This window comes from Embleya sp. NPDC005971, assembly GCF_040629175.1.
Classification (GTDB): Bacteria; Actinomycetota; Actinomycetes; order Streptomycetales; family Streptomycetaceae; genus Embleya.
Genome location: NZ_JBEXUX010000048.1, coordinates 15,052 through 31,717, shown reverse-complemented (window position 1 = coordinate 31,717; position 16,666 = coordinate 15,052). Strand labels below are relative to the sequence as shown.

15 protein-coding genes are annotated in these 16,666 nt (G+C 69.1%); 8 read left to right on the top strand and 7 right to left on the bottom strand.

Annotated elements, in window-relative coordinates:
- Positions 1-87 precede the first annotated feature (87 nt).
- Positions 88-993, top strand: coding sequence for a LysR family transcriptional regulator (locus ABZ374_RS33160; RefSeq protein WP_360318231.1), 906 nt, complete (start codon positions 88-90; stop codon positions 991-993).
- Positions 994-1,312: 319 nt separating this feature from the next.
- Here ABZ374_RS33160 and ABZ374_RS33155 read toward each other — a convergent pair whose 3' ends face one another.
- The 4 genes from ABZ374_RS33155 to ABZ374_RS33140 form a co-directional block, all read right to left on the bottom strand.
- Entirely contained in the window at positions 1,313-1,462 is a 150-nt protein-coding gene (locus tag ABZ374_RS33155; protein WP_360318228.1) for a hypothetical protein, read from the bottom strand.
- A gap of 787 nt (positions 1,463-2,249) precedes the next feature.
- Positions 2,250-2,432, bottom strand: coding sequence for a DUF397 domain-containing protein (locus ABZ374_RS33150; RefSeq protein ID WP_360318225.1), 183 nt, complete (start codon positions 2,430-2,432; stop codon positions 2,250-2,252).
- Positions 2,433-2,635: 203 nt separating this feature from the next.
- Positions 2,636-2,818 carry a DUF397 domain-containing protein gene (locus ABZ374_RS33145; RefSeq protein ID WP_360318222.1) on the bottom strand — a complete coding sequence of 61 codons (183 nt, stop codon included), beginning with the start codon at positions 2,816-2,818 and terminating at the stop codon, positions 2,636-2,638.
- A complete protein-coding gene (locus tag ABZ374_RS33140; protein ID WP_360318219.1) occupies positions 2,815-3,633 on the bottom strand; it encodes a helix-turn-helix transcriptional regulator in 819 nt (272 codons plus the stop codon). Before ABZ374_RS33140 ends, ABZ374_RS33145 begins: the two co-directional genes overlap by 4 nt.
- 883 nt (positions 3,634-4,516) lie before the next feature.
- Here ABZ374_RS33140 and ABZ374_RS33135 point away from each other — a divergent pair.
- A complete protein-coding gene (locus ABZ374_RS33135) occupies positions 4,517-5,293 on the top strand; it encodes a phosphotransferase (protein ID WP_360318216.1) in 777 nt (258 codons plus the stop codon).
- A 305-nt stretch (positions 5,294-5,598) separates the two neighbouring features.
- Entirely contained in the window at positions 5,599-6,366 is a 768-nt protein-coding gene (locus ABZ374_RS33130; RefSeq protein ID WP_360318213.1) for an NAD(P)H-binding protein, read from the top strand.
- 132 nt (positions 6,367-6,498) lie between these two features.
- On the opposite strand, the gene ABZ374_RS33125 is transcribed toward ABZ374_RS33130, so the two are convergent.
- Positions 6,499-8,082, bottom strand: a complete 1,584-nt coding sequence (locus ABZ374_RS33125; RefSeq protein WP_360318210.1) for an AMP-binding protein — start codon at positions 8,080-8,082, stop codon at positions 6,499-6,501.
- 230 nt (positions 8,083-8,312) lie between these two features.
- Between ABZ374_RS33125 and ABZ374_RS33120 the strand changes: the two genes are divergently transcribed.
- The 4 genes from ABZ374_RS33120 to ABZ374_RS33105 all read left to right on the top strand — a co-directional run bounded on the left by ABZ374_RS33120 (position 8,313) and on the right by ABZ374_RS33105 (position 12,779).
- Positions 8,313-9,242 carry an OB-fold domain-containing protein gene (locus ABZ374_RS33120; RefSeq protein ID WP_360318207.1) on the top strand — a complete coding sequence of 310 codons (930 nt, stop codon included), beginning with the start codon at positions 8,313-8,315 and terminating at the stop codon, positions 9,240-9,242.
- 41 nt (positions 9,243-9,283) lie between these two features.
- Entirely contained in the window at positions 9,284-10,369 is a 1,086-nt protein-coding gene (locus ABZ374_RS33115) for a lipid-transfer protein (protein ID WP_360318205.1), read from the top strand.
- A complete protein-coding gene (locus tag ABZ374_RS33110) occupies positions 10,366-11,523 on the top strand; it encodes a thiolase domain-containing protein (protein ID WP_360318202.1) in 1,158 nt (385 codons plus the stop codon). Before ABZ374_RS33115 ends, ABZ374_RS33110 begins: the two co-directional genes overlap by 4 nt.
- A 131-nt stretch (positions 11,524-11,654) precedes the next feature.
- A complete protein-coding gene (locus ABZ374_RS33105; RefSeq protein ID WP_360318199.1) occupies positions 11,655-12,779 on the top strand; it encodes a nitronate monooxygenase family protein in 1,125 nt (374 codons plus the stop codon).
- Positions 12,780-13,026: 247 nt separating this feature from the next.
- Here the strand turns inward: ABZ374_RS33105 and ABZ374_RS33100 are convergent, their stop codons facing one another.
- Positions 13,027-14,157: a hypothetical protein gene (locus ABZ374_RS33100; protein WP_360318197.1), complete on the bottom strand. Its 1,131-nt coding sequence runs from the start codon at positions 14,155-14,157 to the stop codon at positions 13,027-13,029.
- Between the two features lie 333 nt (positions 14,158-14,490).
- Here ABZ374_RS33100 and ABZ374_RS33095 point away from each other — a divergent pair, with 333 nt between their 5' ends.
- Positions 14,491-15,552, top strand: a complete 1,062-nt coding sequence (locus ABZ374_RS33095; RefSeq protein ID WP_360318194.1) for a tetratricopeptide repeat protein — start codon at positions 14,491-14,493, stop codon at positions 15,550-15,552.
- Between the two features lie 149 nt (positions 15,553-15,701).
- Here the strand turns inward: ABZ374_RS33095 and ABZ374_RS33090 are convergent, their stop codons facing one another.
- A complete protein-coding gene (locus tag ABZ374_RS33090) occupies positions 15,702-16,574 on the bottom strand; it encodes an MHYT domain-containing protein (protein WP_360318191.1) in 873 nt (290 codons plus the stop codon).
- Positions 16,575-16,666 lie beyond the last annotated feature (92 nt).

Sequence of the window (16,666 nt, the reverse complement as noted above, 5' to 3'; positions counted from 1 at the left end):
GTTAGGGTCGATGGCTCAATCGTGAAAAGCGATGATTTTCGATCGGATCGATCGGGAATCGCGATGCTCCTCGCTAGATTGGCGGACATGACCGACGTCGAGTTGCGCCACCTGGCGGCGTTGGCCGCCGTTGCCGAGGAGGGCTCGTTCGGCCGGGCCGCCACCCGTCTCGGGTACACCCAGTCGACGGTGAGCCAACAGATCGCCGCGCTGGAACGGGCCGTCGGCGGCCTGGTGTTCGACCGGCCGGGCGGTCCCAAGCCGGTACGACTCACCCCACTCGGTTCCGTGGTCCTCGGCCACGGTCGCGAACTGCTGGCCAGGGCCGAGGCGTTGGCCCACGCCGTGGACCGATTCCAGGCCGGGGAAGGCCGCATCGAGATCGGCACGTTCCAGAGCGTGTCCAACGCGATCCTGCCGCCGCTGGTCCGCCGACTGCGCGACGAGCACCCCGGCTGCGACATCCGGTTGTCCGAAGACGAGCCGGACCAGCCGCGGATCGGTGACCTCGACCTGCTGTTCTACGACGGCCGCATCGACGGCGACGCCGAACACCTCAAGCTGCTCGACGACCCGTACCTGCTGGTGGCAGGCGTCGGCACCTTCCCGGACGGCCCGGTTTCGCCGGCCCGGCTCGACGGTGTGCCGCTGGTGGCCTGGCCGCTGACCTGCGATCAGCCCCGAATGGAGCAGGCGATCGCCCGGAGCGGCGCCCGTCCGCAGATCGTCTTCCGCAGCGCGGTCAACGACACCCTGCTGTCGATGGTGCGCGCCGGCATGGGGTCGGCGATACTCCCGTGGCTCGCCATCCGCGGTGCCGACGTCGCATCCGACGACCGACTGCGCATCCACGAACTACGACCCGCCGTGCCGCCACGCGAGATCTACCTGCACTGGCAGGCCGGCCGCACCCAATCCCCACTCACGACCAGAGCCATCGAGATCGCCACAGAGGTCGCCACCGCCCTCGCACCCCCACCGCCCACCGCCTGACGCCTCACGGGGACTCTCTGGACGCCATGCTGGTTCGAACCGCAGGCCGGCATTTCGTCACCCTGAGCGCCGAGGGGCCGGGTGCGATCAGAGCGGCCCCGCCGTCGCAGCGCCGGCTACCGTCGCGCCCGGCATGCGGGTGATCCGCCTGGATCGCGATCTGGTCGGAATTGCCGACATCGCCGAACGCACCAAGTGAACGCGCCAGAATGTCACCCAGTGGACGCACGGCACCCGCCATTCGAAACAGCCGTTCCCGTCGCCCGATGGCGTGGTCGGCTGTTCTCGCGTCTGGTTGTGGTCGGAAGTCAACACATGGCTACGCACCATCGACCTTGGCGATCCGATCGAATTGCCGAGCCGCGAAGAAATGGCCGCCATCGATTATGCTCTCGCCTTCCCACGGCAGGACCTCGGCCTGACGCTGGAACTCCACATCGCCGCCGACGAGCATGAACGTGAGCGTCATGAGGTCGCTCGTCGTTTGATGGCCAAGGCCGTGGCTCTTGCCGGTCGCATCTCCGATGACGACACCTACGACGGAGGGCCCGTCCTGGTCGTATGCGCCGTCTGTTCCGATTCCCTCGCCTGGGTGATGTCGCAACTCCCGCTCGGCGGCAAGTTGGCAGTCGTCGCAGTGTCGGTCGGCGACGACGGAGACGTGTGGGAACTCGGATTGAGCGCCGTGCCCCTCCCGGGGGGGCGTGCCCTTGGAGCAGGCGGGCCTGGATTGCCACGCAAGCGTCGGCGACCTCGTGCGAGCGCACTCGTCGGGTCGTCTGGATCGCCAGACGGTCCTGGAGATGTGACCAGCGCAGTTGCGGCCTCCACGTAGACGCTTGCGTCTCGAGGGTCGATCCCGGAAGAAGCGGACGCTGCGGATTGCTCCACGCGCCGAATGGAGTCGGCGCCGAGCGGCCGTGCGGGTGCCGGTCGTCTCGGACGGTCGTCACCGCGCGAACGATCGATCCGATTCCTCGACGAGGCCAATGCGTGGCGAAATGTGTTCTCTCGCCGACCGCGACCGATGCACGCTGCCATCCTCGTCCCCTCGGTGCGGGGATGCTCAGGGCAGGGACAGCAGCGTGCGGGCGGCTTGCGCGAAGGGGCCGGCGTCGATGGGCCCGAAGGCGACGCGCTGCAGCAGATAGCCGTGGAGCAGCGCCATTACGATGCTCGACACCTGAGCAAGCCCGTTCAGATACCGCGCAGTTACCCGTCCCCGAGGCTCCGGGCACCGCGCGATCTCGTGCCGATCAGTTCCTGAGCCCACGCACGAGCGCGGTCCACGCGGCGGGGCCGATTTCGAGGTGGCCGCACGCTCGGTTCTTGGTGTCGCGGACTCCGGTTTTGGTCGCCAGGGGGGCCGCTTCGACGCACCCGTTGTTGTCGATGCTGTAGCTGGCAGTTCGCCACGGTGCGGCGTCGATGCCGGTCATATCCGTGTCCTCCCGGGATGTTGCGCACAGGCGACTTTGTGGGACTGCCACCAGCTCCACGCATACCTTTTACGCCTCCGGGCCGTTGCCCCCTGCCCGCAGCATGCCCGCTTGTTGCACCATGGTTGTGCCCCACATGGGCGCTCTGGACGCACCGCCCGAGTTTCCGGGCCGAGGCTCCGAGGTTCGCGATCTTCCGTCGGTCAGTTCTTGAGCCCACGCACGAGCGCGGTCCACGCGTTGGGGCCGATTTCGAGGTGGCCGCGGGCTCGTTCTTTGGTGTCGCGCACAGCGGTCGTGGTAGGCAGAGGCGCCACCTCGACACATGCCTCCTGTGCCTGAGAGCCGGTGGCCTTGCGCCATGAGTGTTGGTCGATAGAAGTCATAGTGATTCCACTCTCTGAAGGATCATCTGTTCCGAGACATCTTCCGAAGCCGCAGTGTCCCGGTAGAGCGCGAGATCACGCCGGTATCGCTTGACGACGCGTTCACCTCTTATGAGTTGGGCACCTGCTTCGTACTCCACATGTGTGACGGAGGTCGAGGGCGCGGGCAGGTCCAGAATCGTGACCGCCCCCAGGAACGGCAGCGAGCGCGCGTCGTATGGCACGATTCGTAGGCTCACGTTCGTCAACTGGCCGAGTTCGAGCAGATATCGCAACTGTCGGCGCAAGGCTAGCCGACCGCAGAAGGCATTCCACAGGGCGGCTTCCGAGAGCGTTACAGCGAGATGGGCTTGCCCGGTGCTCACGGTTTCCTGGCGCCGCAAACGCACGGCCAACAGAGCTTCGGCGTCGTCGGGGTCGGGCACGAAGGCAGACCTCATGATGGTTTCGCGGGCGTATTCCTCGGCTTGCATGATGCCGGGCACGAGGGTGGATGCAGCAACCATGCCCAAGGCTTGCGATTCGAGGTGGATCAACTCTTCGTACTGTGTGCTCAGTACGGACTCATACTGCGTCCACCATGCGTGTGGCCCGCTTGTGTCTTCGGCACCGATCATTCGCGCCAACCGCGCGAGCATCACAGGCGTCAACTGGAGTGGACCGGTAAGCGCGACCACGTGGCTCCACGCGATGGCCATGTGACCGGTTTCCAGCCTTGACTGTGACGACTTGGCCCACCCCGCCTGCGCGGCGACGGCGTCCACAGTCATGCCCCGCTCTCGGCGCAGTGCTCGCAACGTTGCGGCCGCGTCCATGACGCGCTCCATCTTCGACGCCCTTCTCAATACGCACTTTCTGATGCGACATTGCCGGAACAAGTGTTGCGTGTCAATGTGATCACACGGCCACGGAAGGTGACTTCGTCTCTGTTCCTCGCATCTGCTCGTGCTCCGGACGGAGGGCCGACCGTGTGACTGAGCTCTGTCGACTACATGACCGGTGAAAGACGTTCCCACTTCCCCAAAGGCGAGGAGCCGGAGGCTGTTTGGGACTTCAGGTGGGTGTCGAATCCTGCGCGATGCGCCCTTCGGCTGCGAGGGGCGTGTCAGGCAGGTGGTGTTGCGCCTGGCTCGTCGGTGTCGAGACCGTGGTTTCGGAAGGTGTTCCAGCGTCCGTCTACGTGCCGCCGCTCAAGGCGGGACCTACAAACCTTGCGCCTCGTGAGCGCGATTCATAGCCGGCGAGGCAAGTACGCGGGCGGCTGGGGACTTTGCCGCCCTCTTCAAGCGACAGCAGCCGGGCGTCTCGATTCCAGGCGTGAGCCCGGCCGCTGTCTCCATCGATCCACCGTGAGGCAGTGATGGAGATTCAAGAATATCGATCCGACGGCCGGCCGTGGCTGGTTGTGGGTTCTCGGGTGCGGCATGTGGACGGGCATGCCGAGTTGCCGGAGGGGACCGTGGTTGCGTTGCCGGCGGCGTCCGAGCGGGTTGCCGTTGTGCAGCCGCGTGAGGGCGGCCGGTCGCCGTATCTGTGTCCGATCGGGCATCTTGAGGTGCTTGATCTGGAGAGCGAATTGAGCGGCTGCGTCCGGGAGTTGATGCGGGTCGATGCGCTCGGGCGGGACGTGGGCACGGTTCGGTTGCCCATGGCGGGTGTCCCGGCTCGGGGTGCGGCGGAGTCCGTGCGGAGGGCGTCGTGAGTCGGCGTTATGCGTGGTGTGAACTCCCGGTACGCGTACGTGAGTTCGTCGGCAAGGCAGTTGGGGGCGTCAAGTCGGTCGAGCCCGTCGTCGGGCCGCACACCAGTTCCTTCGCGGCGACCGTCACGACCCCGACCGGACTCGTGTTCGTCAAAGCCGCCGAAGAAGCCACCGCGCCGTTGTCCGCTCGGGCGCAGACCAGTGAGATCGCCGCGAGCGCCGTCACCGGTGTCCTGTCGCCGCGCCTGTTGCAGCACGGGGCGGTCGACGGGTGGCGCTTCCTCGTGTTCGAGCACGTCGAGGGGCGGCCGGTGCGGATGTGCCTCGACTCGCCCGACCTGGCCCAGGTCGTCGGGGCCATGGACCGCATCGGGCGGATCCGACCCGGCCGCAGCGCCGGCCTGCCCACCCTCGTCGGCCGGCTCCGGGAACACCTCCCGCCCGCCCGGAGCGGCCCGCTGTGCGGCAATCGCCTCCTGCACACCGACCTGACCTCGGCCAACATGATCATCCGACCCGACGGCCGACTCTCCGTCCTGGACTGGGGCCAGGTGGCCCTCGGCCCACGCTGGGTGGAGGTCGGCCACCTCGGTGCGGTCCTCCACCACGAAGGCCACAACCTCGGCGAGATCCGTCGCTGGATGTGGCGATTCCCGGAGTGGCGCCGCACCCCACAAGCCGCCCGCCGCACCCTCGCGGACGCGATGATCGGCCACACATCGGGCCGCGACACCTGGTGGATCAGCCTGATCGACACACCCATCGCCGGCTGACCCCCGACCCACTCACCGCCACCGGCGGGCGGAGGCCACGACCGTATCGGCCCCCGCCCGCTCGGGGCACGCTCGAATCCCAGGTGTTGTGCACAGCCTGTGGACAACTTCCCGTGGGAGTTGACGCCTCTCTCCGGATCCCACCGCCGCCGGACCCGCCGTCGTGCACACCCTGTGGACACCCGGCCATGTCTCCCACCGCCCGTCACACTTTTTTCGGCTCGTCCGTCAGGGAAGCAGGAGCCCGGCGAGGGCCCCGGCCGAGACCGGAAACCGAAACCCCGGTCCGAACAACGGGAGCAGTCATGACGAAGTCGATCCTGGTCACCGGCGGTACCGGCACCCTCGGCCGCCTGGTCGTCCCGCTGCTGCGCGACGCGGGTCACAGCGTCCGGGTGCTCAGCCGCAGCGGCGGCGCGGCCGAGGAAGGCGTCGAGTACGTGACCGCCGACCTGGTCGAGAACAAGGGCGTCGAAGCCGCCGTCGCCGGCATCCACACCGTGCTGCACCTGGCCGGCGGCCCCAAGGGCGACGACGAGGCCGCCCGCAACCTGGTCCGGGCCGCCAGGGCGGCCGACGTACGACACCTCGTCTACATCTCGGTGATCGGCGCCGACCGCGTCCCGCTCGGCTACTTCAAGGCCAAGTTCGCCGCCGAGCAGGCCGTGGCCGAGTCGGGCCTGCCCTGGACCACCCTGCGCGCCGCCCAGTTCCACGACCTGATGCTGACCGCCGTGGACAAGATGACCAGGCTGCCGGTCGTCCCGGTACCGGGCGGGGTTCGGCTCCAGCCGGTCGACGTGCGCGAAGTGGCCGCGCGGATGGTGGAGTTGACCCTCGGGGACCCGGCCGGCCTGGTGGCGGACCTGGCCGGGCCGAAGGTGTACGGGATGCGCGAACTGAGCCGGACCTACCTCCAGGCGCGCGGCCGGCGGCGGCCGATGATGCCGGTGCGCTTCCCGGGAAAGGCCGGCCGGGCCTACCGCGCCGGCGAGAACCTGACCCTGCAAGGCGCCACCGTCGGCACCCGGACCTGGGAGGACTTCCTCGCCGAGCGCGTAACCGCGAAGTAGCCCGTGACCGGGCCCACCACCCGAACCCGCCCCCGAACGGGGCCTTCCGCACCGACCCGCACCGACCCGCGCGACCTACAAAACCCACGCGACCCACGCGACCGGCCCGGAAGGCCCCACCCCCGCCCCGCCTCAGTGCACCTGCCGCTCACCCTCCGCCCAATACCGCGCCCGCAACGTCTTCTTGTCCGGCTTGCCCAGCGGCGACAGCGGAATCGAGTCGGCGAAGTCGACCGACTTCGGCGCCTGCACCGCGCCCTTGCGCTCCTTCACCAGCGCGATCAGCTCGGCCGGATCCACCTCGTGCCCCGGCCGCAGCACCACGACCGCCTTGACCGCCTCGCCCCACTTCTCGTCCGGCACCCCGACCACCGCGACCGCGGCCACCGCCGGGTGGGCCGAGATGACGTCCTCCACCTCGCGCGGGAAGACGTTGAAGCCGCCGGTGATGATCATGTCCTTCTTGCGGTCCACGATCGTCAGGAACCCGTCCGGGTCCGCCCGGGCGATGTCGCCGGTGTGCAACCACCCGCCACGCAGCGCCTCTTCGGTCTGTTCCGGCTTGTTCAGGTAGCCGGCCATCACCAACGGGCCGCGCACGCAGATCTCGCCCGGCTCGCCCTGGGCCACCTCGTTCAGCTCCTCGTCGAGCAGCTTCACCGTCAGGAACGGCACCGGCCGACCGCACGAGGCGAGTCGCGCCGGGTCGTTCGGGTCGTGCTCGTCCCGGCGCATGACGGTGATCGTCATCGGGCATTCGGCCTGACCGTAGTACTGGAAGAAGATCGGCCCCAGCCGCTCGATGCCCTCCTTCAGCCGCGCCGGCGACATCGCGGAGGCGCCGTAGAACACGGTCTCCAGGCTGGACAGGTCGTGCTTGTCCAGGTCCGGGTGATCCAGCAGCACGTACAACATCGTCGGCACCAGCATCGTCGCGGTGATCCGATACTTCTCGATCGCCGCGAGCACCTGCTTGGGGTCGAAGTGCGGCAACACCACGATCGAACCACCGCGCAACAGCGTCGGGATGAACGCCGACATGCCCGCGTGCGACAGCGGCGTCGCGACCAGGAAGCGCACCTCGTCCGGCCAGTCCCACTCGGCGAGTTGCACGGTCGGCAGGGTCACCCCGGAGCGGTAGGTGGACATCACGCCCTTGGGTCGCCCGGTGGTGCCGCCGGTGTACGCGTAGCCCGAGACGTCCTCGGCGTTCACCTCCGGCGGCGTGAGCACCCCCGGCTCGAACTTCGCGGCCAGCGCGAGCAGGTCCACGCCCAGGTCGTCCGACGCCGGCCCGAAGGCCAACAACTTCAGGTGCGGCAGCCGCTCCTTGAGCGCCGCCGCCCGCTCGCCGTACGGCCCGGGGTCGTAGATCAGCGCCTCGACGCCGGCGTCGGCCAGTACGTACGCGTGATCCTCCAGCGAGCCCATCGGGTGCAGCGGTGTCGCGCGACAGCCGGTCAACATGTTGCAGCCGGTCGCGAACAACACCTCGGGTCGGTTCGCCGACAACACCGAGACCATGGTGCCCTTGACCACACCCAGCGACGCGTACGCCTGCTGGTATCGGCTGATCTCGTCGCGCACCTGACTGGCCGTCAATACCCGGTCGCCGATGTACATCGCGGGTTTGTCGGCGTGCCTGGTCAGGGCGTGCAGGAGCAGATCGGGGACGAAGACCGGGCGGTGCAGCGCGGCGGGCAGGTCGTACGACATCTGCGGCTTCCCCTCGGAGGTGGCGGATGGTGGTGGACCGCGGCGGATGCCGAAGGCATCGCCATACGACCCAAACGACAACATGTTTTCGCCATCCATTGACCTCGTCAAGGAACCTTACCTATCGTTCGGCCGGTGGCCGACCTCGTTCCCAGGCCGAGAGGATGACCGTGTCGACACAGACCGTCAGTACTATCCAGTTCCCTTACAAGCGCACACTCGGACCGGTCATGGGTCGCTTCTTCTCGGAGCTGACCGCCCGTCGGATCGTCGGGATCCGGTCCGGTGAGCGGGTGATCGTGCCGCCCATGGAGTACGACCCGGAGACCGGGAACGAGCTCGCGCACGACTTCGTCGAGGTGGGCCCGGCCGGCACCGTCCGGTCCTGGACCTGGGTCGCCGAACCCATCGAATCGCACCCGCTGGACCGCCCGTTCGCCTTCGTACTGGTGCGGTTGGACGGTGCGGACACCGACCTGGTGCACGTGCTGGACGCCGGCAGCGAGGACGCGGTGAGCACCGGCATGCGGGTCGCCCCGCGCTGGCGCGACGAGCCGGTCGGCCGGATCGACGACATCGTCTGCTTCGTCCCCGGTGAGCACGCCGAGAGCCCCGAGGGGGAGCCCGGCGAGGCGCAGGACGTGACGACGATGGAGTACTTCTCCAAGATCACCTACACCGACGTGCTCTCGCCCACGCTGGTCCGCTACGCGAGCAACCTGCGGGCCGGCCGACTGACCGGGCAGCGTTGTCCGAAGTGCAACCGGGTCTTCCTGGGCCGGGGTTACTGCTCGGTGGACGCCATCCTGCTCGGACCCGAGCTGGACGAGGTGTTGCCCGACCGCGGCGTGGTGTCCAACTACACGATCATCACGCCCACGCCCTATCCCGGACAGAAGGAAACCGAGCCGTTCGCGCGGGCCTCCGTCGTGCTCGAAGGCGACGAGATGGTGATCGCGCAGCAGCAGATCCTGGACATCCCGGTGTCCGAGATCAGGGTCGGCATGCGGGTCCGGGCGGAATGGATGCCCGAGGCCGAGCGGGACGCGGCGGAGATCACCAGCAAGGGCTGGGGCACGGTCTCCGGCTTCGTCAAGGGCTGGCGGCCCACCGGTGAGCCGGACGAGCCCGCCGAGCAGTACATGAACCGGGTGTTCTGATGACGGCGCGTCGAAACGCGGGCGAGACAAGGGAGACGGCAGTGCGGCAGGACAGCGACATCGCGATCGTCGCGACCGCGCAGCTCCCGGCGGTGCGCCGGCAGGAGCTCACCGAGACCGAGATGTTGTTGATGGTCGTGGACGAGGCCCTGGGCAAGGTCGGGCTCAAGCGCTCCGACATCGGCTTCAGTTGCCAGGGGTCGTGCGACTACATCTCCGGCGGCACGTTCTCCTTCGTGCCCAACCTGGACGCGATGGGCGCGTGGCCGCCGATCCACGAGTCGCACGTCGAGATGGACGGCGCGTGGGCGATGTACGAGGCGTGGGTGCGCCTCAAGCACGGCGACATCGACATCGCGGTCGCGATGGGTTCGGGCAAGTCCTCCACCGGCGACCCGGCCGCGATCTACCCGCAGGAACTCGACCCGTACTACCTCGCGCCGCTCGGTCTGGACCCGGTCTCGCTGGCCGCGCTCCAGGCCCGGCAGTTGATCGAGTCGGGCAAGACCACCGAACGCGAACTCGCCGAGATCGCCGCCCGCTCGCGTCGCGACGCGGCCGGCAACCCCAAGCAGCAGGTGCGCGGCGCCGAGCAGGACGTGGACAAGTTGCTCGCCGAGGGCTACCTGCGCAATCCGCTGCGCAAGAGCGACCTGCCGCCGATCTCGGACGGTGCGTGCGCGGTGGTGCTGGTGCGCGGCCCGCGCGCCGCCGAACTGACCGAGCGCCCGGCCTGGATCACCGGCCTGGACCACCGCAGCGAGGTGCACAACCCGGCGCTGCGCGACCTGACCGACTCGTCCTCGACCCGGATCGCCGGGCAGCGGGCGGGCGGCGTGGCCGGCGTCGAGGTGGCCGAGCTGATGGCGCCGTTCACCGCCCAGGAGGTGATCCTGCGTCAGTCGCTGGGCCTGGCCGAGGACGTGGTGATCAACCCCTCCGGCGGCGCGCTCACCGGCAACCCGCTGATGGCCACCGGCCTGGTGCGGATCGCCGCCGCGGCCGACCAGATCCTGATCAACGGGCGCTCGCGCACGCTCGGGCACGCCACATCCGGCCCGGCACTCCAGCAGAACCTCGTCTGTGTCCTGGAAGGCGACTCCGCCGCGAAAGGTGACAACCGATGACCCATGAGCGCGTTGCCGTCGTCGGCATCGGCCAGACCAAGCACAAGAAGCGGCGGGACGACCTGTCGATCGCGGGCCTGGTCCGCGAGGCCGCCCAGCGCGCGTTGGACGACGCGCGGATGACCTGGAGCGACATCGACGCGGTGGTGATCGGGAAGGCGCCCGACATCTTCGAGGGCGTGATGAAGCCCGAGCTCTACCTCGCGGACGCGCTCGGCGGGGCGGGCAAGCCGGTGTTCCGCGTGCACACCGCGGGCAGTGTGGGCGGATCCACCGCGATCGTCGCCTCGCACCTTGTCAGCAGCCGGGTGCACAAGCGGGTGTTGGCCGTCGCGTGGGAGAAGCAGTCCGAGGGCAACGCGCAATTCGGGCTCGGCGGCGGCAAATCCGGGTCGATCGGCGCGGGTGGCGCCTTCGCGCCGTGGATTCGGGCGTACATCCAAAAGTCCGGGGCGCCCGAGCACATCGGCTGGCAGGTGGCCGTCAAGGACCGGCAGAACGCGCTGCGCAACCAGTACGCGCACCTCCAGCTCAAGGACATCTCGATCGACAAGGTCCGCGAGTCGCCGATGATGTGGGACCCGCTGCACTTCCTGGAGTCGTGCCCGTCCTCGGACGGCGCCGGCGCGATCGTGCTGACCGACGAGGCCGGCGGCGACGCGGCGGCGGCCGACGGCCGGGCCCCGGCCTGGATCCTGGGCACCTCGATGCGCTCCGAGCCGTCGTCCTTCAACGGCCGCGACCCGATCCGCCCGCAGGCCGGCGTGGACTGCGCGTGGGACGTGTACAAGCAGGCCGGGATCACCGACCCGCGGCGGCAGATCGACGTGGCCGAGCTGTACGTGCCCTTCTCCTGGTACGAGCCGATGTGGCTGGAGGGCCACGACATCGCGCCCGTGGGCGAGGGCTGGAAGATGGTCGACCGCGGCGAGACGGCGTTCGACGGCGACTTCCCGGTGAACCCGTCGGGCGGTGTGTTGTCCTCCAACCCGATCGGCGCCTCCGGCATGTTGCGGTTCCTGGAGGCGGCGCTCCAGGTGCGGGGCGCGGCCGGGGAGCATCAGGTGGACGGGGCCAAGGTCGCGCTGGCGCAGGCGTACGGCGCGGCGGCGCAGTACTTCGCGATGTGGGCGGTGGGGTCGGACAAGCCGTAGCCGCCCGGTTCGGCGCGCGTGCGCCCGCTGCTGCGGCGCTCGCGCGAAAAATGGTAAGGCTCCTTGACCTTGATTTGGTCAAGGAGCCTTCCTAGTCTGGGGCCTTCACCCGGTGACCGGAGGTTCTGGCGATGAAGCCCCCCATCTGCGTGAAGCTCGGGATCGACTTCCCGATCTTCGCGTTCTCCCACTGCCGCGACGTGGTCGCGGCGGTCAGTCGAGCCGGCGGCTTCGGCGTGCTCGGTGCGCTCGCGTTCGATCCCGAGCAGTTGGAGGTCGAACTGGCCTGGCTCGACGAGCACACCGACGGCAAGCCGTACGGCGTCGACCTGGCGATCCCGATGGCGTACATCGGCAAGGGCGGTGGCGAGGCCGCGCTGCCGAGCAACCTGGAGAAGCTGATCCCGGAGCAGCACTGGAAGTTCGTCGACGAACTCCTGGAGCGCCACGGGATCCCGCCGCTGCCCGCCGAGTTGGCGGACAAGCCGGTCAAGGCCGCCGGGCTGAACGTGGACCTGGAGTCGCGCGCGCAGATCGAGGTGTCGCTCAAGCACCCGCTGGTCAAGATGTTCGTCAACGCGCTCGGCCCGCCGCCGGCCGACATCATCGACGCGTGCCACGCGGCCGGTGTCCTGGTCGGCGCGTTGTGCGGCAGCCCGCGGCATGCGCAGAAGCAGGTCGAGGCGGGCGTGGACGTGGTGGTCGCGCAGGGCACCGAGGCCGGTGGGCACTGCGGCGAGATCTCCACGATGGTGCTCATCCCGCAGGTCGTGGACACGGTCGGCCCGGACGTCCCGGTACTCGCGGCCGGCGGCATCGGCGGCGGCCGGCAGATGGCCGCGGCGCTCGCGCTCGGCGCCCAGGGGGTGTGGACCGGCAGCCTGTGGCTGACCGTCGCCGAGGCGGACACCCACGAGGTGTCGGTGCAGAACCTGCTGGAGGCCAAGTCCACCGACACCGTGCGCTCGCGGGCGATGACCGGCAAGCCGGCCCGTCAGCTCAAGTCCGGGTGGACCGACGCGTGGGAGGACCCGGCCAACCCCGACCCGCTGCCGATGCCGCTCCAGGGCATCATCTTCAACGCGGCGTCCCGACGGTTCACCCGAACCAGGAACAAGGAGCTCAACGGCTGGCCGGTGGGCCAGGTCGTGGGCATGCTCGACAAGGTGCGGCCGACCCAGGAGGTCGTCCTGTCCCTGGTCGAGGAGTGGATCGAGACCACGGAGCGGCTGAACGCGTTCCTGGCCGAGGACTGAGCCCACCGGATCGCATCCGGCGCAGACCCACGCGGGCCGACACCCGCGCGGGCGCGGACCTGCCGGGCCGGGCGCGCGGGAGGACTCGCGTGCACGGCCCGGCGGTCGGCGGGTCACGGGAGTGAGTGACACCGGTCCCGCGCCTATGGGTATCGCGAACTGTCCCGGTACTTCCGCAACTTATGCGTTTTTGGAATGTCGGCGACGGATATCCGCTAAAATTCGCCGGCTTCGCCCGATGTGACCCCTACGGGGCGACCGAATCCCACCCGGTGAAGCCCGACGGGTCGTGCCGGCCGAACGTGCCGTGCTCGAAGATGCCCACCCCTTCGGCGAGCAACGCGCCGTCGGGGCCGGTGAGTCGGGCGGTCGCCACATGGTCGATCACGCTGAACGGGATGCGCTTGGCCACCTCGGGGTCCTTTTGTTCGTACACCGCGCCGTCGAGGTAGTCCGCGCCCTTCCACTGACCGTGGCCCCAGTCCGGGTCGCCGCCGTAACCCGCACCCACGTTGAGCGCGATGTAGCCGTGGTTGTCCAGGTGCAGCGTCAACGCGTTGCGCTTGCGGTCGGTCAGATGGATCGCGGCGCCCTCCGGCAGCCGGGTGCCGGACGTGTAGCGCACGTCGAACTCCGGCCAGCCGAGTTGCTCGGGCGCCCTGCCGTCGGCGATCGGGAAGATCCGGATCGCCTCGGTCAGGAAGCGGTGCCCCTCGGCCGACTCCTGGGCGATGATCATCAGCGCCTGGTCGCCGAGGTGGATGGGGATCCAGTTCCACCAGAATCCGGCGGTCTGCGCGGGCCGCCCGGCCGGCGGCGCCTCGCCCGACGGGCGAATGCCCCAGGAGCGGTCGCGCGAGCCGGACCAGGTCTGCGGGGTGACCGCGATCTCCTCGCCGTCCAGGGTCACCGTGCCGGTCCAGTCGCCGATCTGCACGAAGCGCGACGCGTCCAGGAGCGGCTTGAAGTCGCTGCGCTGCACGTGTCGAGGTTCCGGCAGCGGCGCGAACGGCGACGTGAAGGTGAGGTCGAGCGAGATGCCCTGCTCCGGTGCGTCGCACACCACGCGCACGCTGGCCAGCGGCTCCAACACCTCGATCCGGTACGGGCCGACCTCCTGCTTGAGCCGATCCGGGCCGAGCGCGCCCGACATCCGCACCGCGTGCTGGCGGCCGTCCTTGCGGATCACCACGTACGCGTCGATCACGCCCAGGTTCGGATAGACGCCGAGGCCGGTCGCGATCTGGACGCCGCCCGCACGGTCGTAGGCGTGCATGATGCAGCGGTCGTAGAAGTTCCGGTCGGTCGAGCCGACCTCGCTGTGGAACAACGGGACCTGGTGGACCGGGTATTCGTCCAGGGGTACGGGGATCGGCATCGGTTCCTCCTGACCACGCGCCGGCGACCCGCCGACGCGTAGGCGCTGGTTGAGACGTCGTGCGAGTCTGCGCCAAATCATTGACGCAATCAAGCGTCTCGACGGGCCGTCGGTGGGTCGGTCGCACCGGCCCGTGCCCCTCGGGCGTGCCGTCCATGCGGCTCAATCAGCCACCCGGTTGGCCGCTCCGACTTCCGTGCGGTTGCCACGCTCCGTGATAAGCGGGTTACTGAAGGTGTCCATGTGAAGGGATGCACCGCCGGACCACGCCGCTTTCCACCCATCGAAGGAACGGCGGTCGGGGCGGAAGTCCGCGACGCGTCGGGAGAGACCATGAGTCACCAGCAAGACCTCGTCATCTGCCGCGAACTCGGCGACCGCAATGGCGAGGGTCGGGCGTTGAACAACCTCGGTACCGCACTCCAGCAGGTGCGGCGCTTCGACGAGGCGATCGATGCTCATCAGGAGGATCTCGCCCTGTGCCGCGAGCAGGCCGACCACCACGGCGAAGGTCAGGCGCTGGGCAACCTCGGTACCGCGCTCCAGCAGGTGCGGCGCTTCGACGAGGCGATCGAGGCCCATCGGCAGGCCGCCGCGCTGTTCGCGGACCTGGACGACCACCACCGCGAGGCCCAGGTCCTCAACAACCTCGGCACCGCGCTCCAGGAACTGCGCCGGTTCGAGGAGGCGATCGACGCCCATCGCCAGGCCGCCGCCCTGTTCGCGGACCTGGACGACCACCACCGCGAGGCCCAGGCGCTGAACAACCTCGGCATCGCCCTCCAGGAGGTGCGCCGATTCGTCGAGGCGATCGAGGTGCACCGGCAGGCCGCCGCGCTGTTCGCGGACCTCGACGATCACCACCGCGAGGGCCAGGCCCTCAACAACTTCGGCGTCGCCCTTCGGGAGATGCGCCGATTCGTCGAGGCGATCGAGGTCCACCAGCAGGCCGCCGCCCTGTTCACCGAACTCGACGACCCGCACCGCCAGGGCCAGGCGCTGGACTACCTCGGCGCCGCACTCCACCAGGTGCGCCGGTTCGACGAGGCGGCCGCCGCGCTCGAACACGCCGCCGCCCTGTTCGCCAAGTTCGGCGACCAGCCCCGCGAGGGCCAGGCCCTCAACAGCCTCGGGGCCGCACTCCAGCAGGTGCGCCGGTTCGACGAGGCCGCCGTCGCACACGAGCAGGCCGCGACCCTGTTCGGCAAACTCGGCGACCACGACCGCGAGGGCCAGGCCCGGGACAACCTCGGCACCGCCCGAAAGCGGGCACGCGGAGACGAGGAACCGCGACCGGGCCTGCGCCGACGGCTCGCGGACAGGCGCCGAGAGCGGCGCGAACGCCCCTTCGACGCGGTCGCCGCCCTGGGCCCGGTCCTCGAACCGACCCAATAACGAGCACGGCACGGCCCGGCGGGAGCGGGCGGCGCGGCACCGCGGGCCGGTCGCTCCGCGCCGGGTCGTTCCCGTGTCGCTCCGCCGCTCTGCGCCGGTACGGGGCCGTCGTGCGGAGTGCGCCGGAATTCGGAATTCGAAATTCCGGATCAGCGACCCGAGTGGAAGTAATCGCGCGGGTCGTTTTCCGTGCGGCGGTGCGAGGGGCGCGTGCCGACCCGGTCGGTCGGCGTCGCGCCGATCCGGTTGTCCTCCAACCGGGCCAACCTGGCGTTGAGTTCGTCCTCTTCCTTGATCTCGTCGGCGGACGGCGACAGCGCGACGATGAACAGCGTGATCACCGTGAAAAGGCTGATGCCGGTGATCAACGGCGCGAGGAATTGGGACGCCTCCACCCCGTGCACCATCCCGTGCCGACCCTCGGTGCGCACGCTCATCGCGGACATTCCCGTGTAGTGCATTCCGCTGACCGCCAGGCCCATGATCAACGCGGCGCCCCCGGTCGCCGCGAATCCGCTCACATTGAGCGCGGCCCACAGCGCCGCGGTGGCCGCGACCACCGCGATCAGGATCGACAGGCCGACTCGGAACGAGTCGTATTCGACCGAGCCGTCCAGGCTCATCGCGGCCATGCCCATGTAGTGCATGATCGCCACGCCGCCGCCGGTGATGATCCCGCCGAGCACCAGCCCCACGGCGCCCGCCTTGCGCCGACCCGCGACCGCCATGCCGATGCCGACCACTACCACCGCGAGCACCAGCGAGGTCAACGTCTTGGCCACGTCGTATCGAATCGGGGTCTCGCGCACCGAGAATCCGAGCATGCCGATGAAATGCATGACCCAGATTCCGGTACCACCGATCGAGGTCGCGCCCAGTACCAACCAACGGGCGCGCACCCAACCGCTTACCGCCCGCGCCCGTGTCGTGCAGAGCAGCCCGAGAGCCGATCCGACGCAGGACATGAGGTAGGCGATACCGGGAGTGACGGCTCCGTATGCAAAATGATCAACGTGTCCCATGTCGGCGAACCGCTCCGTTGCTTCGGGCCCCTTCTGAAGCGGGGAAACCTCATCGTCGAATCGCCGATGATAGGGCAGTCCGGTTGGCGTCT

Coding starts and splice junctions, on each gene's coding strand:
- ABZ374_RS33160 (WP_360318231.1), top strand. CDS start 88: ATGACCGACGTCGAGTTGCGCCACCTGGCGGCGTTGGCCGCCGTTGCC.
- ABZ374_RS33155 (WP_360318228.1), bottom strand. CDS start 1,462: ATGACGCTCACGTTCATGCTCGTCGGCGGCGATGTGGAGTTCCAGCGT.
- ABZ374_RS33150 (WP_360318225.1), bottom strand. CDS start 2,432: ATGACCGGCATCGACGCCGCACCGTGGCGAACTGCCAGCTACAGCATC.
- ABZ374_RS33145 (WP_360318222.1), bottom strand. CDS start 2,818: ATGACTTCTATCGACCAACACTCATGGCGCAAGGCCACCGGCTCTCAG.
- ABZ374_RS33140 (WP_360318219.1), bottom strand. CDS start 3,633: ATGGACGCGGCCGCAACGTTGCGAGCACTGCGCCGAGAGCGGGGCATG.
- ABZ374_RS33130 (WP_360318213.1), top strand. CDS start 5,599: ATGACGAAGTCGATCCTGGTCACCGGCGGTACCGGCACCCTCGGCCGC.
- ABZ374_RS33125 (WP_360318210.1), bottom strand. CDS start 8,082: ATGTCGTACGACCTGCCCGCCGCGCTGCACCGCCCGGTCTTCGTCCCC.
- ABZ374_RS33120 (WP_360318207.1), top strand. CDS start 8,313: ATGGGTCGCTTCTTCTCGGAGCTGACCGCCCGTCGGATCGTCGGGATC.
- ABZ374_RS33110 (WP_360318202.1), top strand. CDS start 10,366: ATGACCCATGAGCGCGTTGCCGTCGTCGGCATCGGCCAGACCAAGCAC.
- ABZ374_RS33105 (WP_360318199.1), top strand. CDS start 11,655: ATGAAGCCCCCCATCTGCGTGAAGCTCGGGATCGACTTCCCGATCTTC.
- ABZ374_RS33100 (WP_360318197.1), bottom strand. CDS start 14,157: ATGCCGATCCCCGTACCCCTGGACGAATACCCGGTCCACCAGGTCCCG.
- ABZ374_RS33095 (WP_360318194.1), top strand. CDS start 14,491: ATGAGTCACCAGCAAGACCTCGTCATCTGCCGCGAACTCGGCGACCGC.
- ABZ374_RS33090 (WP_360318191.1), bottom strand. CDS start 16,574: ATGGGACACGTTGATCATTTTGCATACGGAGCCGTCACTCCCGGTATC.